The organism is Micromonospora lupini, from assembly GCF_026342015.1.
GTDB classification, from domain to species: domain Bacteria; phylum Actinomycetota; class Actinomycetes; order Mycobacteriales; family Micromonosporaceae; genus Micromonospora; species Micromonospora lupini_B.
On sequence record NZ_JAPENL010000002.1, the window covers coordinates 2,317,170 to 2,339,595 of the forward strand.

Annotated in this window: 24 protein-coding genes; 13 read left to right on the forward strand and 11 right to left on the reverse strand. The window is 70.7% G+C overall.

The window, feature by feature from the left end:
• Positions 1-146: 146 nt before the first annotated feature.
• Positions 147-278 carry a hypothetical protein gene (locus tag OOJ91_RS25620; protein WP_266248858.1) on the forward strand — a complete coding sequence of 44 codons (132 nt, stop codon included), beginning with the start codon at positions 147-149 and terminating at the stop codon, positions 276-278.
• Here the strand turns inward: OOJ91_RS25620 and OOJ91_RS25625 are convergent.
• From OOJ91_RS25625 to OOJ91_RS25640, 4 genes are all read right to left on the reverse strand, one after another.
• A complete protein-coding gene (locus tag OOJ91_RS25625; protein ID WP_323178570.1) occupies positions 268-1,425 on the reverse strand; it encodes a S8 family serine peptidase in 1,158 nt (385 codons plus the stop codon). The two genes, OOJ91_RS25620 and OOJ91_RS25625, sit on opposite strands and share 11 nt — an antisense overlap.
• The gene (locus OOJ91_RS25630; protein WP_266248860.1) at positions 1,425-2,807 is read right to left on the reverse strand and encodes a hypothetical protein; all 1,383 of its coding nucleotides are present in this window, start codon (positions 2,805-2,807) and stop codon (positions 1,425-1,427) included. Before OOJ91_RS25630 ends, OOJ91_RS25625 begins: the two co-directional genes overlap by 1 nt.
• Positions 2,804-3,262 carry a hypothetical protein gene (locus OOJ91_RS25635; RefSeq protein ID WP_266248862.1) on the reverse strand — a complete coding sequence of 153 codons (459 nt, stop codon included), beginning with the start codon at positions 3,260-3,262 and terminating at the stop codon, positions 2,804-2,806. The genes OOJ91_RS25630 and OOJ91_RS25635 overlap by 4 nt, the downstream gene beginning before the upstream one ends.
• 87 nt (positions 3,263-3,349) lie before the next feature.
• On the reverse strand, positions 3,350-3,544 hold the full coding sequence (locus tag OOJ91_RS25640) for an acyl-CoA carboxylase subunit epsilon (RefSeq protein ID WP_266248863.1): 195 nt from the start codon (positions 3,542-3,544) through the stop codon (positions 3,350-3,352).
• 90 nt (positions 3,545-3,634) lie between these two features.
• Between OOJ91_RS25640 and OOJ91_RS25645 the strand changes: the two genes are divergently transcribed.
• Together OOJ91_RS25645 and OOJ91_RS25650 are read left to right on the forward strand one after the other, a co-directional pair.
• A complete protein-coding gene (locus OOJ91_RS25645; RefSeq protein ID WP_266248864.1) occupies positions 3,635-5,602 on the forward strand; it encodes a serine/threonine-protein kinase in 1,968 nt (655 codons plus the stop codon).
• 87 nt (positions 5,603-5,689) lie between these two features.
• On the forward strand, positions 5,690-5,923 hold the full coding sequence (locus OOJ91_RS25650) for a hypothetical protein (protein ID WP_266248865.1): 234 nt from the start codon (positions 5,690-5,692) through the stop codon (positions 5,921-5,923).
• 81 nt (positions 5,924-6,004) lie between these two features.
• Here OOJ91_RS25650 and OOJ91_RS25655 read toward each other — a convergent pair whose 3' ends face one another.
• Both OOJ91_RS25655 and OOJ91_RS25660 read right to left on the reverse strand, forming a co-directional pair.
• Positions 6,005-6,757 (reverse strand): GH25 family lysozyme, encoded by a 753-nt coding sequence (locus tag OOJ91_RS25655; protein ID WP_266248866.1) that lies wholly within the window; start codon positions 6,755-6,757, stop codon positions 6,005-6,007.
• 126 nt (positions 6,758-6,883) lie between these two features.
• Positions 6,884-7,435, reverse strand: a complete 552-nt coding sequence (locus tag OOJ91_RS25660) for a Uma2 family endonuclease (protein WP_266248867.1) — start codon at positions 7,433-7,435, stop codon at positions 6,884-6,886.
• A 101-nt stretch (positions 7,436-7,536) separates the two neighbouring features.
• Between OOJ91_RS25660 and OOJ91_RS25665 the strand changes: the two genes are divergently transcribed.
• The 4 genes from OOJ91_RS25665 to OOJ91_RS25680 all read left to right on the forward strand — a co-directional run bounded on the left by OOJ91_RS25665 (position 7,537) and on the right by OOJ91_RS25680 (position 10,840).
• Positions 7,537-8,280, forward strand: coding sequence for a M50 family metallopeptidase (locus OOJ91_RS25665; protein ID WP_007455587.1), 744 nt, complete (start codon positions 7,537-7,539; stop codon positions 8,278-8,280).
• A 154-nt stretch (positions 8,281-8,434) separates the two neighbouring features.
• Entirely contained in the window at positions 8,435-9,418 is a 984-nt protein-coding gene (locus tag OOJ91_RS25670) for a ketopantoate reductase family protein (protein ID WP_266248869.1), read from the forward strand.
• Positions 9,419-9,480: 62 nt separating this feature from the next.
• Positions 9,481-9,981, forward strand: coding sequence for a SigE family RNA polymerase sigma factor (locus OOJ91_RS25675; RefSeq protein ID WP_266248870.1), 501 nt, complete (start codon positions 9,481-9,483; stop codon positions 9,979-9,981).
• A complete protein-coding gene (locus OOJ91_RS25680; protein WP_266248871.1) occupies positions 9,974-10,840 on the forward strand; it encodes a hypothetical protein in 867 nt (288 codons plus the stop codon). The genes OOJ91_RS25675 and OOJ91_RS25680 overlap by 8 nt, the downstream gene beginning before the upstream one ends.
• A gap of 100 nt (positions 10,841-10,940) precedes the next feature.
• Here the strand turns inward: OOJ91_RS25680 and OOJ91_RS25685 are convergent, their stop codons facing one another.
• Positions 10,941-12,524, reverse strand: a complete 1,584-nt coding sequence (locus OOJ91_RS25685; RefSeq protein ID WP_266248872.1) for an acyl-CoA carboxylase subunit beta — start codon at positions 12,522-12,524, stop codon at positions 10,941-10,943.
• A gap of 85 nt (positions 12,525-12,609) precedes the next feature.
• Between OOJ91_RS25685 and OOJ91_RS25690 the strand changes: the two genes are divergently transcribed.
• Together OOJ91_RS25690 and OOJ91_RS25695 are read left to right on the forward strand one after the other, a co-directional pair.
• Entirely contained in the window at positions 12,610-13,485 is an 876-nt protein-coding gene (locus OOJ91_RS25690; protein ID WP_266248873.1) for a biotin--[acetyl-CoA-carboxylase] ligase, read from the forward strand.
• A gap of 111 nt (positions 13,486-13,596) precedes the next feature.
• Positions 13,597-14,169: a PH domain-containing protein gene (locus OOJ91_RS25695; RefSeq protein WP_007455608.1), complete on the forward strand. Its 573-nt coding sequence runs from the start codon at positions 13,597-13,599 to the stop codon at positions 14,167-14,169.
• A gap of 42 nt (positions 14,170-14,211) precedes the next feature.
• Here the strand turns inward: OOJ91_RS25695 and OOJ91_RS25700 are convergent, their stop codons facing one another.
• The 3 genes from OOJ91_RS25700 to OOJ91_RS34630 all read right to left on the reverse strand — a co-directional run bounded on the left by OOJ91_RS25700 (position 14,212) and on the right by OOJ91_RS34630 (position 16,229).
• On the reverse strand, positions 14,212-14,916 hold the full coding sequence (locus tag OOJ91_RS25700) for a MaoC/PaaZ C-terminal domain-containing protein (RefSeq protein ID WP_266248875.1): 705 nt from the start codon (positions 14,914-14,916) through the stop codon (positions 14,212-14,214).
• On the reverse strand, positions 14,913-15,629 hold the full coding sequence (locus OOJ91_RS25705) for a GtrA family protein (protein ID WP_266248876.1): 717 nt from the start codon (positions 15,627-15,629) through the stop codon (positions 14,913-14,915). Before OOJ91_RS25705 ends, OOJ91_RS25700 begins: the two co-directional genes overlap by 4 nt.
• Positions 15,630-15,692: 63 nt before the next feature.
• A complete protein-coding gene (locus OOJ91_RS34630; RefSeq protein ID WP_439117128.1) occupies positions 15,693-16,229 on the reverse strand; it encodes a GtrA family protein in 537 nt (178 codons plus the stop codon).
• Positions 16,230-16,668: 439 nt separating this feature from the next.
• Here OOJ91_RS34630 and OOJ91_RS25715 point away from each other — a divergent pair, with 439 nt between their 5' ends.
• The 4 genes from OOJ91_RS25715 to OOJ91_RS25730 all read left to right on the forward strand — a co-directional run bounded on the left by OOJ91_RS25715 (position 16,669) and on the right by OOJ91_RS25730 (position 21,538).
• Positions 16,669-18,513 carry a phosphoenolpyruvate carboxykinase (GTP) gene (locus OOJ91_RS25715; protein WP_266248880.1) on the forward strand — a complete coding sequence of 615 codons (1,845 nt, stop codon included), beginning with the start codon at positions 16,669-16,671 and terminating at the stop codon, positions 18,511-18,513.
• A 37-nt stretch (positions 18,514-18,550) separates the two neighbouring features.
• The gene (locus OOJ91_RS25720; protein ID WP_266248882.1) at positions 18,551-19,417 is read left to right on the forward strand and encodes a hypothetical protein; all 867 of its coding nucleotides are present in this window, start codon (positions 18,551-18,553) and stop codon (positions 19,415-19,417) included.
• Between the two features lie 122 nt (positions 19,418-19,539).
• Positions 19,540-20,736, forward strand: a complete 1,197-nt coding sequence (locus OOJ91_RS25725) for an NAD(P)/FAD-dependent oxidoreductase (protein WP_439117106.1) — start codon at positions 19,540-19,542, stop codon at positions 20,734-20,736.
• 31 nt (positions 20,737-20,767) lie between these two features.
• Entirely contained in the window at positions 20,768-21,538 is a 771-nt protein-coding gene (locus OOJ91_RS25730; protein WP_266248885.1) for an isoprenyl transferase, read from the forward strand.
• A gap of 31 nt (positions 21,539-21,569) precedes the next feature.
• Here OOJ91_RS25730 and otsB read toward each other — a convergent pair whose 3' ends face one another.
• Positions 21,570-22,394, reverse strand: coding sequence for a trehalose-phosphatase (gene otsB / locus OOJ91_RS25735; RefSeq protein WP_266248887.1), 825 nt, complete (start codon positions 22,392-22,394; stop codon positions 21,570-21,572).
• Positions 22,395-22,426: the final 32 nt, after the last annotated feature.

The window sequence follows — 22,426 nt, forward strand, 5'->3', positions numbered from 1 at the left end:
CGCGCGGTCCCGCGCCCGTGATCCTCGCGTGGTCCGGCGTCGCGCGGTCCGGCGCCCGTGATCCTCGCGCGGTCCCGCGCCCTTGATCCACTCCACATCGCCGATATCGGCGTATCAAGCAGCATCGAAACCCCCACATCACCGACATGAAGTCGATCAACCCGCCGGCCTACCAGGATCGACTCCACTTCATGGAAATCGCGGTATCCCGCTTGCTCGGACACCGCGATATCAAGCAACCCGAGTTGATCAACGCCTGCCAGCCGGTCAGCGACTGATCCGGGGTGGCGGATCGTCGCCGCGCCGCCGACGACGCGCCACCAGCGCCCATCCGACACCAACGGCCGCGATCACAGCGAGAGTGATCAGGCCGCGAACTTGCGCGCCATCATCACCCCCGCCAGACCGAGCGTCGGCCGTCGCGGTCGGGCCAGCGTCGGCCGGAGCGCTGACGGACTCAAATCCCAACGGAGGTACGTCCGCAGTCAGCGCTGCCACGAGATCGATCACGCCGTACCCGTACTCGTCGTCCCGACCAGGTGGGCCCTTGTCGATGGCGGTGGCCGTGAGTCGATGCGCCACCTCCTGCGCCGGCAGGTAGGGGTACTTGGACCTGATCAACGCCGCGGCCCCAGCCACGATCGCTGTAGCGCTCGAAGTGCCCGTGCCCTTCGAATATTTTCCGCCGTAGCTGGTGCTGTAAATATCTACCGCAGGTGCCACCACGTCGACTTCCGGTCCGGTGGCGGAAAACGCAGCGTGTCGCCCAAGACGATCAACGCCACCCACGGCAATTACGTCCTCCTCGCTGGCCGGGTAGGAGATAGGCTGATTTGGAACATTCCCGGCGGCGGCCACGATTACGATATTCGCTGCGATTGCGGTCTCTACTGCCCGGACGAGTCGAGGTGTCGACGCTCCTCCACTGGAGATGCTTATAACCTGAGCGCTTTCAGATATGGCGTATTCGATAGCTGCAGCGAGATCGTCTGCTTCCCCGAAATTGTCGGAGGTGGAGGCCATTATTGGGAGGATCTTGGATCGAGGGGCGATGCCGAGTGCGCCTGTGTCGCTAGCCCTGCCGTGTGCTGCGATTAGTCCTGCCATGCTCGTGCCGTGACTGTTCGAGTCTTTGCGGCCATCTCCTGAACCCCCAGCGACAGTGTCGATCCCTGTAAGCAGGTTTTCACTAAGGTCGGGGTGAGGGTCAACGCCAGTGTCGGGCACCGCCACAACGATCCCGTCACCCTTGCTGATCATCTGCGCCTCGGCAACCTTCAAGAACATGAGGTGCCATTGATCACTTCGGATTGGCTCGACGTCGGCACGTGCTGGAGGGGTGTACACGGAGCACGAAAATTGTTGCGACGTAAGTCCAATTAGCAAAATCAGCGCACTGGCTGTGATCTTGACAAGAACTGACATTATCGACTGAGCCCGATGGCTGGCCCTGGGTCAATAGGCCCGTCATCGTTTGGCGGACGGACCACCGGCGCTACACCCTTTTCGGTCTCCCATGGATGATCGGGATCCCAAAGGGAGGTGCTGTTGTCGTCTGCCTGCCTTCGGTCGTTCGGTCGGAGAGAGGCTGGCTGAGCTCCGGAGGAGGCCGTCATCCCCGGCGCCCCGCCCACTGGTGAGATGCCAAACGTTGCTGGGGAGCCGCGGCCTGATCCAGGTCGAGAACCCGCGCCCCCGCTCGGCGCTGTGCCCGCTCCGCCGCCGCCAATGACACCGCCGACTGGGTTGACCCGGCGAGGCGAGTTTTGGGTTGAACCAGGTTGACCTGCGCCTATGCCTGGTATGCCTCCAATGAGGCCTCCTGGTGGCATGGGCCGACCGGCGGTCGGGGTTGCCGGGCGCTGAGCAAGATTCTCGGTTCCGAGCTGGGGGTTGGCACCTGAAGGGCGCCGTAAAGTCAGGTCGCCGGCAGGCCCGAACGGGATGCCGGGCGTCAGGCCCGTGGATGCCGTGGGTGGTGCCAGCGGAGGAGTTCCCGGCCCGGGCAAGTTGAGGCTCGTCGAGCCCGGCATCAGAGTCGAACTTGTTCCGCCGAGCACCGGCCCCACCCCTGACGCGGCCTGAACAGGCGCAAGCCCAGAGGGGGGTACGTTTCCCGCCTTGCTTGGAACGGTGGCCGGTGTCATCGGTATAGCGACGATGGGCGGTATGACGGGACCTTGAGTGCTGGAGCCGTAAGTGTCCGGGTCGTTCGGCTGGTGGCCGGCTCGTCGAGGCGGCGGTGGGGGTTTTTGGAGGGTGGCTTGGGCTTGTTGGAGTTCGCCGCTGAGGTTGAACATCATTCCCCGCGCCTGAACATTCAGCCGTTCCAGGTCGCCGTCGCTCACCGGTGGGTCGACGACCCGGTTGCCCATGATCGCTTTCGGGTCGGCGGCTGTGGCGTCGTACGCCTGCTTCTGGTGGAGCTTGGCCGCGTACTCCTCGTGGATCTTGCGAAGCTCGGCGCGGGTGGTGCCGATGGCCTGGGTGGCGGCGGACAGCGCGGTGTAGTTGGCGGCGGCGGCGTCGTGGGTGTGCCGAACCTTGGTGATCAGGTCGTCGAGTTGGGCGAGGTACGTGCCGGAGGCCGCGCTGGTCTCCGGGGGCCACGCTTCGGCGAGTCCGCGCCGGTACTCCTGGAGCCGGCCGAGGTGAATCTGGGCCAGGTCGCAGACCTTGCGCCAACCGGCGACCTGTTTCCAATGGTTGGTGGTGTCGTGGTCCTGGAGGCACGCCCACATGCTGTTGACGTCCATCAAATGCCAGGCGGTCTGGCCGGCGGTGCGGCCGTTGCCCCGTTCGATCATGGCAGGACCACCGGCCTCTGGCTCTCGGGGCCGGTGGGATCGGTGAGCGTCGGCGTGCGGCCGCCGGGCAGGACGGTCCCGGGGTCGGCGAGGGCCCGTTGGACGTCCACGGCGCGGGCGGCGGAGAAGGCGTCGCTGTCGGAGTACTGGGTGGCGACCCGGTCGGCGACGGCGGCGAGGTGGCCGGTTGCGCCCCGGACGGCGTACACCATGTCGGTGGTGGCCTGCTGCGTCTCGTGATGGGCGTGCAGGAAGGTGACCAGCTCGACGAACGCGTCGCAGGGGTTGGGCACCTGCGCGGACATGTCGTCGGCGATGTACGACAGGTGGGGCGCGTAGTTGCGTTCGACCTCGGCGGCGAGCCGGTCGGCGAACTCGCGGAGCTGACGGATGTCGGCCTCGATGCCGCCGTAGCTGTGCAGCCAGGGCGCCGGCTGGTCCTCTTCGGGGATCATCGATCCTCCCTATCCGTCACGGCACCGTTTCCCTGAGTGAGATTAACGGCTGGACGCCACTCTGGCAGCCCCCGCGTGGCGGTTCGGTCAGCGGGGGAGGCCGGAGGCACGCCAGGTGGTGCGGCCGGCGGGGCGGCCGCTGCGGGCCCACTCGGACGGTGTCGCGGGCGTGGGGGCGGCGGGCGGGCGGGACCGCATGATGACCGCACCGACGAGAGCGGCCAATTCCTCGGCGGTGGGCACGCCGCGAACGACCCGGAACAGCGGCTCTTCGGCAGACATGCCGCCAGGGTACGCGGCCCGACGTCATCCGAAGCGCACAGTGGCGTGCCGGCGGTGTGAGCGTCGGCGGGTCCGGGTACCGTCTCAGCGATGTCGAACGCGCTTCCCCAACTCGTCGCTGACCGATACCGGCTTCTGTCGCCGCTCGGCCAGGGTGGCATGGGTCGGGTGTGGAAGGCGCGCGACGAGGTGTTGCACCGCGACGTCGCCATCAAGGAGTTGGTGCCGCCGCCCGGCCTCACCGACGAGGAACGCCGCGAGATGCGGGAGCGTTCGCTGCGCGAGGCGCGGGCCATCGCCCGGCTCAACCACGTCAACGTGGTCCGCATCTTCGACGTGCTGCGTACCGACGGCGATCCGTGGATCGTCATGGAGTACGTGGCGTCGAAGTCGTTGCAGGACACCCTCGCCGAGGACGGGCCGGTGTCGGTGGCCCAGACCATCGAGATCGGCCTCGGCGTGCTGGGCGCGTTGAACGCGGCCCACAAGGCGGGCGTCATGCACCGCGACGTCAAGCCGGGCAACGTGCTGCTGGGCGACGACGGCCGGGTGGTGTTGACCGATTTCGGTCTCGCCACGATCCCGGGTGACCCGAATGTCACACGCACCGGCATGGTGCTCGGTTCGCCCGCGTACATCTCCCCGGAGCGGGCCCGGGAGGGCACCGCCGGCCCGGAGGCCGACCTGTGGTCGCTGGGCGCGACGCTCTACGCGGCGGTCGAGGGCAAGTCGCCGTACGCGCGGCCGTCCGCGATCGCCACGCTTGCCGCGTTGGCGACCGAGCCGATGCCGCCGCCGAAGAACGCTGGCCCGCTCAAGCAGGTGCTCACCGGGCTGCTCCAGAAGGACCCGAACGAGCGGATCACCGCCGAGGTCGCCGAGCGGTTGCTGCGCCGCGCCGGGGGCAAGCGGGCGCGGGGGATCTCGCTGCTCGACGGCGTACGTCGGCCGGGGCCGAACGGTCCGCGGGAGCCGCGCCCGCCGCTCGTGCCGGCGCCGCGTCCCGCCGAGGAGAGCGCCGCCCGTCCGGTGTTGCCGCCCGCGCCGCGTACCCCGCCGCCGGTCGCCGCGGCCGCGGCCGGGCCGGCAGCTGTCGACGCCTCGCCGACGGAGGTCGTGCCGGCCGACGCCGACCCGACGGCGGCGGTGCCGGCCGAGCCGACCGCGACGATCGACAGCCCGGCCACGCCGGAGGCCGAGCCGACCGCGACGGTGCCGGCCGGCAAACCCGATGACGGTACGACGGAGACCGACGACGAGCCGACGGCAGTCGACGGGCCGCCGGTGGCACCGGAGCAGCGCAAACCCACGACGCCGACGTCGGTGATGCCGCCGGTGGGCCCGGCCGGGCGCGCGGCGGTGCCGGCCTTCGACGGTACGAAGCCGAACAACACCCGCCGCAACGTGCTGATCGGGGCGCTTGTGGCCCTGTTGCTTGTCGGCCTCGTGGTGATCGTGCCGATGCTGACCAAGGGCGACGACGACGAGAACCGGCAGGCCGACCCGACGACAGGTGCGGCCGCGTCGTCGGCCCCGGCGCAGTCCTCCGCTCCGGCGGCGCCGCCGCCCACCACTGGCGCACCGAGCGCGACGCCGTCGGCAGACCCGAACGCGCTGCCGGCGGGCTGGACGCTGCACAAGGGGCCGACCTTCTCCATCCCGCTCCCACCCGGCTGGAGCGGCCGTCAGACCGGCTCGGACACGGCCGTCTTCAACCAGTCCGGCGGGCCCGGCAAGATGCTGGTCCAGTGGACCCCCAGCCCGCTGAAGGACGCGGTCGCCGACTGGAAGGAGAAGGAACCGTACCGTCGGAATCTGGTCAGCAACTACCAGCTGGTGGGCAGCATCAAGGCCTGCGACTGGTACCGGACCTGCGCCGACTGGGAGTGGTTGGAGACCCGGGACAACACCCGCATCCATGTTCGCAACCGGGGCTTCGTCACCGCAAGCAACCGGGGTTACGCCATCCGGTGGGAGATCGCGGAGAAGGACTGGCAGGCCAACCTCGCCAACTTCGACCAGATCGTCAAGGGCTTCAAGCCCGACCGGGTCAACTGACCCGCGTTCCTCACCTGCGCGAATCTCTCTCGCATGTTCTTGCGTCGTTCGGGGTATCTGATCTCCAACGACGGAGGGAGGTGCGACATGGGTTATCGATACAGGAACGCCCGGCCCCGGCTGGCACTGTGGATGCTCGTCGCACTCGGCGATGTGGCACTGCTGCTGATCAGCGTTGGACTTCCGGTACTCGTCGCGCTGTTGGGCGTCGTTGCCATCACCGTTGGTGCGGTGGGCGTCCGGCGGCTCAGCCGGCGGGACTCGGTCGTCCGCGAGGATGCTCCGGTGATGGTGCCGGCGATGAGCCGACGGCGGGCCTGACTCGTACGCGGTGTGTGGCGGCAGCCGGACCGATTGTCGACCGTGAGGTGACCGTCGATCCCGCTGCCGCCAACGGTCCGATCAGGTGTTGTTGGCCAGTGCGATCAGCCGGGTCCGGTCACCGTTCCAGTAGTTGCGGTCCACGTTGCCGCTGATCCCGGAGACGGCGCCGCTGCTCGTGTACTGCCAGAAGCTGTACACCGACGCGCCGGCCGGCAGGGCGCCCGGCGTGCTCGACCAGCGGGCCAGCCAGAGCGGGTGGTTGGCCCACGGGCCGGTCCAGCTGCCGGTGCACTGGTTCCACCAGCTCGTGGTGGTGTAGATGACCGCGTACCGGCCGGTGCGGGAGCGGTAGGTGTTCAGGAAGTCCTGCACCCAGCTGCGCATCGCGGTGGTGCTCAAGCCGTAGCAGTAGCCCCCGCTGTACGGGTTGGCCTCGATGTCCAGCGCGGCGGGCAGGGTGCGGCTGTCGGCCGACCAGGCGCCGCCGTTGGACGCCAGGTAGTTGGCCTGGGTCGAGCCGGCGGAGATGTTGGGCCGGGCGAAGTGGTACGCGCCGCGGATCACCCCGGCGTTGTACGAGTTGACGTAGTTCGTGTTGAAGGCGGAGTCCTTGACGCTTGTGCCCTCGGTCGCCTTGATGAAGGCGAACTGGATGCCCGCGTTGCGGACGCTCGTCCAGTTGATGGTGCCCTGGTAGTGGGAGACGTCGACGCCGGGCGTGGTGGCCGCCGCCGCCGGGCCGGCGGTCGCGACCACTGTCGCCGCCGCGGTGGCGAGGACTGTGAGGCCGGCCGCGAGCGCGCGGCGCAGCGATGATCGGGTACGGGCCATGAGGTGCCTCCAGGGACGCGGTCTATTGATGACCATCTTTGGAGGTAACTGCCCTAGATCGCAAGAGTTGTTGAAGAAAGTTTCATCGACGGGCGTCAGTCCTCCCGGTGACCGGAGTCGGACCGGTCAGCGCAGGGTGGCCCGGTCGAGCTGCCAGCCCAACGGCTCCACGATGCTCAGGGTCTCGCCGGCCTTGGCCACCTGGTCCTCGACGTAGTGCTCGCCGTCCAGCCGATAGAGCCGCAGCGAGTGACCGTCACCGTCCTGCTCGACCAGCAGATACCACGGGATTCGCGCGATGGCGTAGAGCTGCATCTTCACCAGCCGGTCGGCGGCGGCGTTGCCGGGCGAGACGATCTCGCACACCAGGAGGACCTCGGAGGGTTCCACGATCGTGCCTACATCGTCGGTGTCCGCGACGACCACGTCCGGGATAGCGATCCGGTCAACCCCGAGTCGTACGTTGACCGCCTCGAAGACGAGAAGATCCTGTGCTCGCACCGCGCGGCGCAGGCTGTGGACAAGTTCCCACGACACCAACTGATGCCGCTTGCTCGGCGCAGGCCTCACGATCAGGCTCCCGTCGAGCAGCTCGATCCGGTCCGGGGTCTCACCCAGGGCGAAGTAGTCGGCCTCGGTCCAGAGCCCGACGTGGTGTCCCAGGGGTTCGGCACGCACCGGCGCTCACCTCCCGCTTCACTCGCCACCCGATCAGTCTCCCAGGTTATGAGCCGGTGCCTCGGAGGCGACACGGAACGCCGCCGGTAGGCTCGCGCCCCATGATGTCGATCGACGGGCTGGGCGACCTGTGGGACACGCTGTTCGGCGCGCAGCCGGACCCGCCCCCGCTGCTGGTGCTGATAACCGCCGCGGTCGCGCTTGTGGTGGTGTCCACCCGGCTGCCGTGGCGGATCGCCCGCAACGCCATCACCATCGCGCACGAGGGCGGGCACGCGCTTGTCGCCCTGCTCACCGGCCGCAAGCTGCGCGGCATCCGGCTGCACTCGGACACCTCCGGCTTGACGCTCTCCGCCGGTCGGCCCACCGGGCCGGGCATGATCCTCACGCTGCTCGCCGGTTACGTCGCCCCGCCGCTGGTCGGGTTGGGCGGTGCCTGGCTGCTCGGCGGCAACCGGATCACGCTGCTGCTCTGGGTCGCGGTGGTCCTGCTGCTCGCCATGCTGGTCATGATCCGCAACGCCTTCGGCGTGGTGTCGCTGCTGGTCACCGGAGCGGTGGTGCTCGCCGTCTCGTGGTACGCCACGCCGCAGGTGCAGGCCGCGTTCGCGTACACCGGGGTGTGGTTCCTGCTGCTGGGCGGGGTGCGACCGGTGGTGGAGCTGCAACGGTTGCGCTCGCGTGGCCGGATGCCCGCCTCCGACGCCGATCAGCTCGCCGGGCTGACCCCGTTCCCGGCGTTCTTCTGGGTGGTCCTCTTCGCCCTGGTCAACCTGGTCGCCCTGGTCGCCGGCGCGCTTCTCCTCACCGGCTCGATCCTCACCGACGCCGGCCTGACGCTCTGACCGCCGGACCGGGCCGCGCCGGACCGGGCAGCGCCGGACCGGGCCGCGCCGGTCCGGGCAGCGCCGGTCCGGGCAGCACCGGACCGGGCACGGCCAAGGCCGCCCACCGGCCGCCGCCCCGGGCACCGGCCGCGCGGGCAGGCAGAATGAGGCCATGCGATACGTGATCATCGGAGCGGGCGCGGTCGGCGGGACCATCGGCGTACGGCTGGCGCAGGCCGACCGGGACGTGACAGTTGTGGCGCGCGGCGCGCACCTGGACGCGATCCGGGAGCGCGGCCTGACGCTGCGGCAGCCCGACGGTGACGTGACCGCCCGGCTCGCCGCCGTGGACGGTCCGGGCGACCGGCCGCTGCCGGCCGACACGGTGCTGGTGCTCACCGTCAAGTCGCAGGACACCGAGGCCGCGTTGGCGGCGTGGGTGGACGCGCCGGTCGCCGGTGGTGGCACGGCCGGCGAACGGCTTCCGCTGCTCACCGCGCAGAACGGGGTGGCGAACGAGCGGGCCGCCCTGCGGCTCTTCGCCGACGTGCACGCGGTCTGCGTCTGGCTGCCCGCCACCCATCTGGACCCGGGCGTGGTGGTGGCCAACGGGCACCCGCACCCCGGGATGCTCCACCTCGGCCGCTACCCGGGCGGCGCCGACGATACCGACCGGGCTGTCGCGGCCGACCTGACCGCCGCCGGCTTCGTCGCGCCGGTACGGGAGGACGTGCTGCGCTGGAAGTACGGCAAGCTGCTCAGCAACCTCGGCAACGGCCTCCAGGCGCTGCTCGGGCAGGACATCCCGGACGCGTTGGCCGAGCGGGTACGCGCCGAGGGCGTCGCCGCGCTCGCCGCCGCGCGCATCCCACACACCTCGCCGGACGAGGAGAGGGCCGAACGCGGCGACCTGGTCCAGTTGCGTCCGGTCGACGGCGCGGACCGGTCCGGCGGCTCCACCTGGCAGAGCCTCGCCCGGGGCGCCGGCTCGACCGAGGTCGACCAGCTCAACGGCGAGGTCGCGCTGCTCGGCCGGCTGCACGGCGTGCCGACACCTGCCAACGTGGCCGTGCAGCGGGCGGTACGCCTGGCGGTCCGGGAACGGATCGCGGCCGGCGCGTTCCCGCTCGCCGAGCTGGAGAAGATGATCGCCTGACCGGGGCAACCGACGGCCCCGCCCGGCGCGTGTTCCCTGCGACCGACACGGGGAGGTAGCGGGTGCCGGACGTCGACGGGTTCGACGAGTTCTACCGGGGGAGCCGACAACGGCTGCTCGGGTTCGTCTACGCCCTCACCGGTGATCGCGTCGAGGCCCAGGACGCGGTGCAGGAGGCGTACATCAGGGCCTGGCAGCGCTGGTCGACGATCAGCGGGTACGACGACCCGGAGGCGTGGGTGCGTGTGGTGGCGAGCCGCATCGCGGTCAGCCGCTGGCGCAGCCTGCGCAGTCGCGCCCGCGCGTACCTGCGGCACGGGGCGACCGAGACCGTTCCCGGGCCGGGCACCGACACGGTCGAGGTGGTCGCCGCGCTGCGTCGACTGCCCGAGGAGCAGCGCACCGCCATCGCCCTGTACTACCTGATGGGCATGCCCGTCGCCGAGGTGGCGCGGGAGACCGCCGCACCGGTGGGCACGGTCAAGGCCCGGCTCTCCCGTGGGCGGACGGCGCTCGCCGGCCTGCTCGCCGTCTCTGACCTGGAGGAGGCCACCGATGCGTGACGACGACCTGGCATTCGTCGAACGGGTCCACCGGGACCTGCGTGACGTCAGGTGGCCGGAGCCGGAGGAGATCCGGGCGACGGCCCGCAGGCGTAGGCGTCGCACGGCCGCGTTCGCGGCGGTCGCGGTGCTCGCGGCGGTCACCGGCCCGGCGTATGCCCTGAAGGAGCGGCCGGAAGCGCCGCCCACGGCGGCCACCCGGGTGCCGGTCGACGCCACAACCGCCGCTGACATCCCGCAGGAGGCCCTGCTGACGCCCGCCGAGGTGCCGGCGCCCACCGGCGTGCAGCTCGGCGACGCCGGCCTGGGTGAGGCCGTCCGGCTGGACCCCGCGTTGCAGCGGTGCGGTGACGAGCGGGGTGTGCCGGCGGCCCGCGTGTACTCCCGCTACTCGCGCTCGCAGACGCTGTTGTCGCCGACGAAGGAGGGTGCCACGGCGGTACGCGTGCAGCTCAGCCAGGACGTCTACCGACTCGCCCCGGCGGTGGGCGCGCAGTTGTTCACCGAGCTGCGGATGTTGCTCGACGCCTGCCCCGAGCGGCATGTCGTCGAGAACGTCGTCGCCGCGGGTGAGGCGACGCCGAACGACAGCAAGCACGCCTGGCAGGCGGCGGCGACGAACTTCGCCGGCGATGAGTCGGTGCTGGTCCGAGATGTGCCGTACGCCCCGCGCGGCCCTGCCGCAGACCGGACGCTCCAGCCCTCGAAACCGGTCGGGATGACAGTCGTGGTCCGGGTCGGCGACCTGGTCACGGTGCTGGTGCCCAACCCGGACCTGGACCTGCGCGAGCCAGACCTGGAGACGCTGGGCCGCACAGCCGCCCAACGACTGTGCCCAGCGGCCAACCCGGCCTGCTGACCGTCCTTGATCCGCGCGACTTCACGGAAAGTGCTGCCTCCCAGCGCCGCGAGGCAGCACTTTCCCCCACGTTGCGCGGATCGGGGGACCGCGAGCGCGTTCAGAGTGGGATGTTGCCGTGCTTCTTCGGCGGCAGGGTCTCGCGCTTCGTGCGCAGGACGCGCAGCGCCCGGACGATCTGGGTGCGCGTCTCGTGCGGCGGGATCACCGAATCGACGTACCCGCGCTCGGCCGCCACGTACGGGTTGGCAAGTGTGTCCTCGTACTCGGCGATCTTCTCGGCCCGGACCGCGGCCGGGTCCTCGGCACCGGCCAGCTCGGAACGGTAGAGGATGTTCACCGCGCCCTGCGCGCCCATCACCGCGATCTGCGCGGTCGGCCAGGCGAAGTTCAGGTCCGCGCCGAGGTGCTTGGAACCCATCACGTCGTACGCCCCGCCGTACGCCTTGCGGGTGATCACGGTGACCTTCGGGACTGTCGCCTCGGCGTACGCGTAGATGAGCTTCGCGCCCCGGCGGATGATGCCGTCCCACTCCTGACCGGTGCCGGGCAGGAAGCCGGGCACGTCCACGAAGGTCAGCACCGGGATGTTGAACGCGTCGCAGGTGCGCACGAACCGGGCGGCCTTCTCGGAGGCGGCGATGTCAAGCGTGCCGGCGAAGTGCATGGGCTGGTTGGCCACCACACCGACCGGTCGACCCTCCACCCGGCCGTAGCCCACCACGATGTTCTGCGCGTAGAGCGGCTGGACCTCAAGGAACTCCCCGTCGTCGAGGACGTGCTCGACGACTGTGTGGATGTCGTACGGCTGGTTCGCCGAGTCCGGGACGAGCGTGTCCAGCTCGCGGTCCTCGTCGGTGATCGCCAGGTCGGCGGGGGCCTCGAAGACGACAGGCTCGTCGAGGTTGTTCGACGGCAGGTACGACAGCAGGGCCTTGACGTAGTCGACCGCGTCGTCCTCGTCGCTGGCGAGGTAGTGCGCGTTGCCGCTGCGCGTGTTGTGCGTGCGGGCCCCGCCCAGCTCCTCCATGCCGACGTCCTCGCCGGTCACCGTCTTGATCACGTCGGGGCCGGTGATGAACATGTGCGAGGTCTGGTCGACCATCACCGTGAAGTCGGTGACCGCCGGGGAGTAGACCGCGCCGCCGGCGCAGGGTCCCATCACCAGCGAGATCTGCGGGATGACCCCGGATGCCCGGACGTTGCGGAAGAAGATCTCCCCGTACAGGCCGAGCGACACCACGCCCTCCTGGATGCGGGCGCCGCCGGAGTCGTTGATGCCGACCACCGGGCAGCCGATCTTCATGGCGAGGTCCATCACCTTGACGATCTTCTCGCCGAAGACCTCGCCGAGCGAGCCACCGAAGACAGTGAAGTCCTGGGCGAACACGCACACCTGCCGGCCGTCGACAGTGCCGTACCCGGTCACCACACCGTCGCCGTACGGGCGGTTGCGCTCCAGCCCGAAGGCCGTGGACCGGTGCCGGGCCAGCTCGTCCAGCTCGACGAAGGAGCCCTCGTCGAGAAGCATCTCGATCCGCTCGCGGGCGGTCTTCTTGCCCCGCGCGTGCTGCTTCTCGACCGCACGCGCCGACCCGGCGTGCACCGCCTCGTCGACCCGGCGCTCCAGGTCCGCCAGCTTGCCCTCGGTGCTGTGGATGTTGGTCCCGGTCTCGGTAGTCACCCAGGGAATATAACGATGGTTCAGGTCGGCGCTGTTGTGCAGTACGCCTCAGTACCTCCCGCGGTCACCGCCGTACGCTGACGGGATGCCGGGCTCCCCGTACACGAATCTGGACCGACCGCCGCTGTCGGCGGCCCGGCTGCGGCGTGCGCTTGTCGCGCCGAACGGGCCGTGGGCCCGCCTGGAGCTGTACGCCGAGACCGGCTCCACGAACGCGGACGTGGCGGAGGCCGCCGCGGCGGGTGAGCCGGAGGGCCTGGTCGTGGTCGCCGAGCGGCAGACCGCAGGCCGTGGCCGGCGCGGTCGGGTCTGGCAGTCACCGCCGCGGGCGGGAATCACCACAAGCGTGCTGCTGCGGCCCGGCGAGGCCGTGCCGGACCGCGACTGGCCGGCGGCGCCACCCACGGGGTACGGGTGGCTGCCGCTGCTCGCCGGCGTCGCGCTCGTCGAGGCGGTGGCCCGGTTGGCCGAGTTGGAGGCCGCCCTCAAGTGGCCCAACGACCTGCTTCTCGGCGATGCCAAGTGCGCCGGCGTGCTGGCCGAGGCGGTGCCCGGCCGCTCCCCGGCCCAACCGCCGGCAATCGTCCTCGGTATCGGCCTCAACGTGACCCTGCGCGCCGACGAGTTGCCGGTGAACCCGACCGGGCTGCCGGCCACCTCGCTGCAACTGGCCGGTGCGGCGGCCACCGACCGGGATCCGCTGCTGCGGGCGCTGCTGCGGGCCCTGGCCGAGTGGTACGACCGCTGGCGTTCCGCCGGCGGGGACGCGGTGGCCAGCGGCCTGCGTGCCGCCTACCTGGCGGCCTGCGCGACGGTCGGGCGCGAGGTGCGCGTCCTGCTTCCCGACGGCGAGTCCCTGATCGGCACCGCCACCGGCGTGGACCCCGACGGCCAACTCCTGGTCACCACCGCGACTGGCGAACGCGCACTTGCCGCAGGCGACGTCCTGCACCTGCGCTGACCCCCACAAGTGCAAGATCACGGACAGCGGGTGGGGCCGCGTGGCGGATGTCGTGGTGGGGCTTGGGGGGTTTACGGTCTGCGCGTCGAGTAAATGGCGTTGGAGGTTGTCGTGGCGTTTCCCGAAGACGTGCTCACGAAGGACGAGCACGTCGTGCTGCACCTGCACCCGCACTGGAAGGCGCTGATCCGGCCGATCGCGGTGTTGGTGCTTGCCATCGCCGCGGTGGTGGTCGGCGTGCTCCTGCTGCCCGAGAGCAGCGGTGGTTCGATCGCGCTGGCCGTGATCGGCGTGATCGGCCTGGTCGCGGTCCTCTGGCTCGGTCTGTGGCCGTTCCTGGTCTGGCGTACCACCCACTACCTGTTCACCAACGAGCGCGTGCTGTTGCAGCAGGGTGTCTTCTCCCGGGACCGGCGGGATCTCCCGCTCACCCGGATCAACGACCACTCGATGAACCAGCACTTCTTCGAGCGGCTGCTCGGCTGCGGCACCCTCACGATCGAGTCCGCAGGCGAGCGCGGCCAGTCGGTGCTCGCCGACGTGCCGGGTGTCAGCCGGGTGCAGACCACCCTCTACGAGCTGGTCGAGGCGCAGCACGACAAGCACTCGCTTGGCGACGGGGAGATGCGCGACATCCTCGCCGACATGCGCGAGGGCAAGCCGCTGCGCGACACGACGAGCTGATCGCGATCGGCCCTGACCGTCCCGGCCCGAGCGCAGGGGCGGTCAGGCCCGCTGTTCGACCCCGGGCGGCCCCGCAGCCGTCGATGGCCCGGCCTGCGCCTCGGCCGGCCCGCTCTCGGCGGGCCCGTTCTGCGACGGGCCGTTCTGCGACGAGCCGGTCTCCGCTGGTCCGGCCTCCGACGGGCCGGCCTCCGACGGGCCGGCCTCCGACGGGCCGCCCTCGGCTGGTGTGGCGTCGGGGTTCGCCTCGACCGCGCGTAGCGCGAACCAGCCACGGAAGCGCGTTCGCAGCACCTCCTGCTCGGGCCGGTTGTCCGGGCCGAGGCGGAGCATGGTGCCGGTGAGGATGACGGTGCCGAGCCCGGGCCGGGCGGCCGACGGGCGGGCGCCCATCACGTCGACCCGGACGGCGAGGCGGTCCCCGGCGCGTACCGGGGCGAGCCACCGCAACTCCTCCAGGCCGGGGGAGGCGTCCGCCGCCGCGCGGGACAGCAGGTGGTCGACGTACGCCCGCATGAAGAGGCTGACCGTGTAGAAGCCGCTGGCGATCACGCCGCCGTGCCGACTGGCCTCGGCCAGTTGCGGGTCGACGTGATACCACTGCGGGTCGAAGCGGCGGGCGAAGGCAAGCATCTCGTCGCCGTCCACGGTCACCGTCCCGAGGTCGACGGTGAGCCCCGGGACGAGATCCTCGAAGAACAGCTCGGCGGGCGCTCCGGTGCCGGAGCGGGTGGCGGGAGGCGTCACCGGCGGGGCGAGCGACGGGTGCCGGCGTGCAGCTCCGCGGCGAGTTCCGCGTCCAGGTCGGCGTGCAGGCCGGCGGTCAGCGGTGTGGGCCGTTGCTGGGTGGGAGCGGCGCCGGTCGGGCCGGGCGTCGCGTCGGGGCGGTCACTGGACTGCGCCTCTTCCAGCTCGGAGACGGATTCGGCCAGTTCGGCGACCGGGTCCATCTCCGCCAGGGTGTCCCACTCGTCGCGTGGGATGTCGTGCCAGGTGGGCTCGGTCTTCGTCTCGCCGTCGGCCGGCACCACGGGCTGGAAGACGAAGGTCCGGTACGACCAGAACCGGAAGAGCGTGCCCAGCAGGACGCCTGCGGTCTTCGCCACGTTCAGTGCGAGCAGACCGTGGACGCCGAGGCCGTACTTGGCAGCCGCCACCGCGCCCAGCTCGATGAGCAGGCCGACCCCGTTGAACAGGAAGAAAAGGACGTACTCCCGACGAAGAGCCGATTTCGGGCGATCCCGGTACGTCCAGTGCCGATTCATCAGATACGACGTGATCGTGGCGACGAGGGTCGCGATCACGTTCGCCTTCAATTGACCGTTGACGAAAACGGTAAGTGCAAGGGCATTGAACACCGCGTAATTGATGACGGTGTTGACGCCGCCGACGATGCCGAACTTGAACGCCTCGTGGATGAACTTCTGCCAGCGCTCAGGCAGCAGACGGACAAGACGCATGCGAAACACCTTAGGGCAGTCGGTGAAGCCGGCGATCACCGGCCGGACGAGGTGGGCGGCAGGTCACGCCCCGTGGTCCCGGTCGTGCTCCACCTGCGGAACGATCGGAGTTCCCGCTTCGACGAAGACGAACCGCCGGTAGGACCAGAATCGGAACAGCGTCCCGAGGCCCGTGCCGACGACGAAGCTGGCGATGTTGTCGGCAAGCTGCGTCTGGAACACGGCCGGCCAGATGCTGCCGAGCCCGTACCGGCTGATCGCGAGGCAGGCCACCGCGATGCCGAGGCCGACGGCGTTGAAGAAGAAGAACAGCGCGTACTCCCGCGCGGGGTTGCTGCGCTGGCGGTGCCGCCAGGTCCAGAACCGGTTGCCGACGAAGGCGAAGGTCGCCGCGATCACTGTCGAGATCGTCTTCGCGGTCACCTGCTCCATGCCCCGCACGGTCGTCAGGTAGTTGAAGAGTGCGAAGTCGATGAGGAAGGCGATCCCGCCCACGGTGGCGAACTTGCTCAGCTCGCGTACGAGGTGACCGAAACGGTCGAGCAGCCCGCGGACCAGACCCGGTCGGGTCTGCCGGGGACCCGGTTGCTCCCCGGTCATCGTGGCGGCCACGGGGCGAGCCTACCGGCTGTCGGCCACTCGGCGGGGTAGCAACGGCGACCGGACATCGTCGCTCGTGCCGGCCCTTTCACCCGGTACGCCGCAGGTGAACGCAGCGTAACCACAGGGGAGGACTGACGCGCCTCGGAACGGGAATCCCCGCACCGGTCGGCCGGGCGGTTGGCGGCCCGACCGCAAAGCGCGTCGACCGGGGTGCACAACAAGATTTGCGTGAAACTGCGCAGGAAAGCGGGTATCAGATCGTGATGCCGCAGCGTGGCCGTATCTTGTGCAGTTCTTCACAACCCGTCCCACTGTCTAGGAAGGCTGCCCGGTTTACGCTGAGGCCAATCCCAGGTTTCCACGAAGGCGGCGCGCGGCGTCGCTGAGACTCGTGCATCCCATAGATCGGTCAGCGTCGACCACAAGGAGATGTGTCATGGTTGCTCCGGCTGTAGTGCGGGGTATCGATCAGGCCCCGACTTCCCATCCGAAACTGCTTGCCTGGGTCCGTGAGGTCGCGGAACTGACCACCCCCGACCGGGTCGTGTGGGTGGACGGGTCGGACGAGGAGTGGCGTCGCCTCACCGATGAGCTGGTCGAGGCCGGCACCCTCATCCGGCTGAACCCGGAGAAGAAGCCGAACTCGTTCTACGCGCGCACCGACCCGACGGACGTCGCCCGGGTCGAGGAGCGCACCTACATCTGCTCCGTCGACGAGGCGGACGCCGGCCCCACCAACAACTGGATGGCGCCGGCCGAGATGAAGCGGACGATGACCGACCTGTACCGCGGGTCGATGCGCGGTCGCACCATGTACGTCATCCCCTTCGTGATGGGTCCGGTCGAGGCCGCGAGCCCCATGTTCGGTGTGGAGATCACCGACAGCCCGTACGTGGTCGCCTCGATGCGCATCATGACGCGGATGGGCGCGACGGTCCTTGAGGCGATGGGTGACGACGCCGACTTCGTGCACGCGCTGCACTCGATCGGCGCCCCGCTCGCCCCGGGCCAGCAGGACGTGGCGTGGCCGTGCAACGAGACCAAGTACATCTCGCACTTCCCGGAGACCCGGGAGATCTGGTCGTACGGGTCCGGATACGGCGGCAACTCGCTGCTGGGAAAGAAGTGCTACTCGCTGCGGATCGCCAGCGTGATGGGCCGGGACGAGGGCTGGCTCGCCGAGCACATGCTCATCCTCAAGATCACCTCGCCGGAGGGCAAGGTCCACCACATCGCCGGCGCCTTCCCCTCCGCGTGTGGCAAGACGAACCTGGCCATGGTGGAGCCGACCATCCCGGGGTGGAAGGTCGAGACGATCGGCGACGACATCGCCTGGATGCGGTTCGGCCCGGACGGCCGGCTCTACGCGGTCAACCCGGAGTACGGCCTCTTCGGCGTCGCGCCCGGCACCGACTGGAAGACGAACGCCAACGCCATGCGGACGCTTGACCGGGGCAACTCCGTCTTCACGAACGTCGGCCTCACCGACGACGGTGACGTCTGGTGGGAGGGCATGGGTGAGCCGCCGGCGCACCTGATCGACTGGAAGGGCAACGACTGGACGCCGGAGAGCGACGCCCTCTCCTCGCACGCGAACAGCCGGTTCTGCACCCCGATCACCCAGTGCCCGATCCTCGCCGACGAGTACTTCGACCCGAACGGCGTGCCGATCGACGCGATCCTCTTCGGCGGTCGCCGCAAGGACACCATCCCGCTGGTGACCGAGGCCCGCGACTGGGTGCACGGCGTCTACATGGGCGCGACGCTCTCCTCGGAGACGACCGCCGCCGCGTCCGGCGCGGTGGGCGTGGTCCGTCGCGACCCGATGGCGATGCTGCCGTTCATCGGTTACCACGCCGGCGACTACTTCCGGCACTGGATCGAGATGGGCAAGGGCACCGACGGCGACGAGGCGAAGCTGCCGAAGATCTACTACGTCAACTGGTTCCGCAAGGACCCGGACGGCTCCTTCCTGTGGCCGGGCTTCGGGGAGAACTCCCGGGTGCTCAAGTGGGTCGTCGAGCGGATCGAGGGCACGGCCGACGCGGTGGAGACCCCGGTGGGCATGGTGCCGACGCCCGACTCGCTTGACGTCGAGGGCCTGGACATGACCCCGGAGGACGTCCGGATCGCGCTGAAGGTCGACCCCGACGAGTGGCGCGACGAGCTACCGATGATCACCGAGTGGTTCGAGAAGTTCGGTGACAAGCTGCCCGGAGTGCTCTGGGCCGAGTTGGACGCGCTGCGCGCCCGCCTGGACGCCGCACAGCCGCAGCGGTAGGTGTGAAGAGCGCCCGCCGCGGGCAACAACGGATTCCATGAGGACGGCCGCCGAGACCGAGGTCCGGCGGCCGTCCGCCGTCCGGGTGCTCACCTTCCTGCTCGCGACGACGGCGGCGGCCACCGTCGTGGTCGAGCTGCTCAACTGGTGGTACGCCCCGGAGCAGGGCTTCGGCCTGGCCGTGCGCACCGGCTGGGCGATGCTGCGCTCGTTCGGTTTCCTGCTGCTGATCGGGCACGTCCGCCGCGGCCGCACGGTGGCCCGCCCGTTCGGGCTGATCCTGGCGGTCACCACGATCTTCGCCGTCGGCCGGCTGATCGTGCCCCGGCAGGGGGTGCCGCCGCTGCCCGGGCTGCTCGGCTTCGCCGTCCTGTCCGCGCTCTGTGTGGCAGTGGTCTGGCTGCTCTACCGCTCGTCGGCGCTCGCCGGGCATCTCGTCCGGCACCGGCCCCGACTGGTCATCGACAAGGCCGGCATCTCCTGGCGGGAGACTCCGCCGCGCCGGCCGCAGGCCAGCGGTTGGCTGCTGACCAGTCGAGTGGCGGCGTTCACCTACAGTCCGCTGATGCTGGTGCCGGCGCTGGTGGCGACAGGCGCCATCCTGGACGATCGTCTGTCCGCCGTACCTGCCGTGCTGTTCTGGTTCGGCGCGGGCATCGCGGCCAGCTACGCGGTGTTGTTCTGCACCGCGTTCCTAATGCGTGGCAAGGACTGGGCGCGGGGCCTGCTGGTCGTCGTCACGGTGGCCGTACTCGCCGTGGACCTGCCGCTGTGCTGGTGGCTGCTGGGCGTTGACGGCCTGGTCCGCGACGGCGCCCCGCTGGTGGCCGCCGCCGCACTGGCCCTGTACGGCCTGCGCCGCGCGGCCCGCGCCCCCGACGCCCACGACGCCGTGCCAGCCTGACAGCGGCACGAACCACACCCGACCGGTCGGCCGTCTCGCGCCGCGCGGTGCGGTCTGCGCGGGCGGGCAGGGGGCAGGATGGCGGGTGGCGACGGTCACAACGATCGGCGCGGGCGGCGCAGGTGGATCGTCGGGGCGGTGCGGGAGCAGTCGCGTCGGCCGGAGGGAGGCGCGCGGTGAGCGACGAGTTCGACGTGGTGGTGGTGGGAGCAGGGCCGGCGGGAGCTGCCGCCGCGCTGACGGCCCGCCGGGCGGGCGCCAGCGTGTTGCTGCTGGACCGGGCCGACTTCCCCCGGGACAAGGCCTGCGGCGACGGGATCGCCGCGCACTCGGTGGACGTGCTCGCCGAGTTGGGCGTGACCGAGGCGGTGGCCGGGTACGCCCCGCTGCCCGCGCTGCGGATGGTCTCCCCTGGTGGTCAGGCGGTCGCTCGGGCGCTGCCCCGGCCCGCGTACACGGTGCCTCGGGAGGTCTTCGACGCGCGGCTGGTGGCGGCCGCGGTGGCCGCCGGAGCGCAGTTGCGGCGGCACAGCGTCCGCCGGGTCCAGCCGCGTGCCGACCGGGTGGTGCTCGACGGGGAGCTGTCCGGCCGGGTGGTGGTGGGAGCGGACGGCGCCGGGTCGGTGGTGCGCCGGGCCCTCGGGCACCCGGTGAACCCCGACCGGCACCTGGCGCTCGCCATCCGGGGGTACGCGCCGGCGCTGGCCGGCCCACCCGAGCAGCTCATCGTCACCTCAAAGGCGCGCTGGCCGGCGTACGCCTGGTCGTTCCCGATCGGCGACGGGCGGGCGAACGTCGGGTACGGGGAGGTGTTGCGCGGCGAGCCGTTGAGCCGGGCGTACCTGCTGGATCGGCTGGTCGCGCTGCTGCCCGGCACCGACCTGTCGACGGTGACCGCGCTGCGCGCCCACCACCTGCCGCTGTCCACGCACCGGCCGACGCCGGGACGGGACCGCACCCTGCTGGCCGGCGACGCCCTGTCGTTGATCAACCCGTTCACCGGGGAGGGCATCTTCTACGCGCTGCTCTCCGGTGCGCTGGCTGGTGCCGCGGCGGCCCGTGCGCCCGAGGCGGCGGCACGTCGCTACGCCGTGGGTCTGCGTCGTCGCCTCGGCACCCACCTGCGGCACAGCTCGGTGGCCGCGTGGTTGGCGCGACGGCGGCGGGTGGTCGACGCGGCGGTCCGCGCGGCCCGCCGGGACGACCGCGTCTTCGACGACGTGGTCGAGCTGGGGCTCGGCGACGGACGGCTCACGGCCCGCACGCTGGGCATGATCGGCATCGAACTGTCCGGCGGGGATCGCCCTCCGAAGGGGTGATCCTGCCGGCGGGTCGCTACGCTGCTAGGTGATGACGCTGCGGAACCTTATCTACTCCGTGTACGAGCGCCGGCTCACGGCGAAGCTCGCGGGCAAGCCGGTGCCCCGACACGTCGGGGTGATGTGCGACGGAAACCGCCGGTGGGCGAGGGAGATGGGCTTCGTCGACCCCAACGACGGGCACCGGGTCGGCGCGGCCAAGATCAAGCATGTCCTCGGCTGGTGTGACCAGGCCGGCGTCGGTCATGTGACCCTCTACCTGCTGGCCACCGACAATCTGCGCCGCCCGGCCAGCGAGCTGGACCCGCTGTTGCAGATCATCGAGGACCTGGTGGTGGAGCTGTCCGAGGAGGGCAACCCCTGGCGGCTGCGCATCGTCGGCGCGCTCGACCTGCTGCCCGCGCAGACGGCGGCGGCGCTCAAGGGCGCCGAGGAGCGTACCCGGGACCGCAGCGGGGGCGCGGAGGTCAACATCGCGGTCGGCTACGGCGGCCGGCGGGAGATCACCGACGCGGTCCGTTCGCTGCTGCTGGAGCACGCCGCCTCCGGCGGCACCATCGAGGAGCTGGCCGAGGTGCTGGACGTGGAGCACATCGCCGAGCACCTCTACACCCGCGGCCAGCCCGACCCCGACCTGGTCATCCGGACCAGCGGGGAGCAGCGGCTGTCCGGCTTCATGCTCTGGCAGTCCGCGCACTCGGAGTTCTACTTCTGCGAACTCAACTGGCCGGATTTCCGGCACATCGACTTCCTGCGCGCGCTGCGCTCGTACGCCACCCGCCAGCGCCGGTACGGCGCCTGAGCCCCGCCGCGGGCGGAGCCAGGGCAGCGGGTCAGGGCAGTCGGGCCAGGGCCCGGGTGAGGAAGTCACCAAGCGCGGCCGGGGACTCGATGGTCAGGTCGGCGGCGTTGGCCACCTCCTGACCGGTCTCCGGGTTGGCGACGGCCACGCAGACGCCGAAGAAGTCCGGGTCCGCCTCGGCGCGGGCGCGCAGCGCCGCGAACGCCTTGATGTCCGAGACGTCGTCGCCGAAGTACCACGCGCCGGTGGCACCCTGGACCACCTCGCCGATCACCATGCCCTTGTCCCGGTCGACGGGCGGTTTGAGCTCCAGCACCATCCGCCCGGCCTGCACCCGCAGCCCCAGCCGGTCGGCCTGCGCCTGCCCCCACTGCTGCACGGTCCCGCCGAGCTGCGGCGCGGTACGCCAATGCAGCGCGACCGAGAGCCGCTTGAACTCGACGAGCGTGCCGGGTGGCAACTCCGCGCGGGCCAGGTCGGCCAGCTCGGCCATGGTCGGCACCCACGGCAGGGCGGTGGGCTCGGTGACTGTCTCGCCACCGGAGTGGCTGTGCTCCAGCCCGTAGAGACCGTAGAGGTCGACGCCGCTCAGCTCGCCGAGGCGGTCCCGGAGGAAGTCGACGGGCCGCGCGGAGACGATCGCGATCCGCTGCACCACCGGGGCCAGCGCCTCGATCGCGGCCAGGGCGTTGGGCGCGGGGCGGACCGCCGTCGGGTCGTCGTCGACGGGCGCGAGCGTGCCGTCGAAGTCGAAGAAGAGCACGGTCCCCGCCGCCCGGCCGGCAGTGACCTGCCATGCCTGATCGGCGTTCAACGGGGTCCTCGGCTGGTGGTTGCCCAGATTCAACGGCGGCACGCGCGTCAGCGTACCCCGGCGTTGAGGGCTCA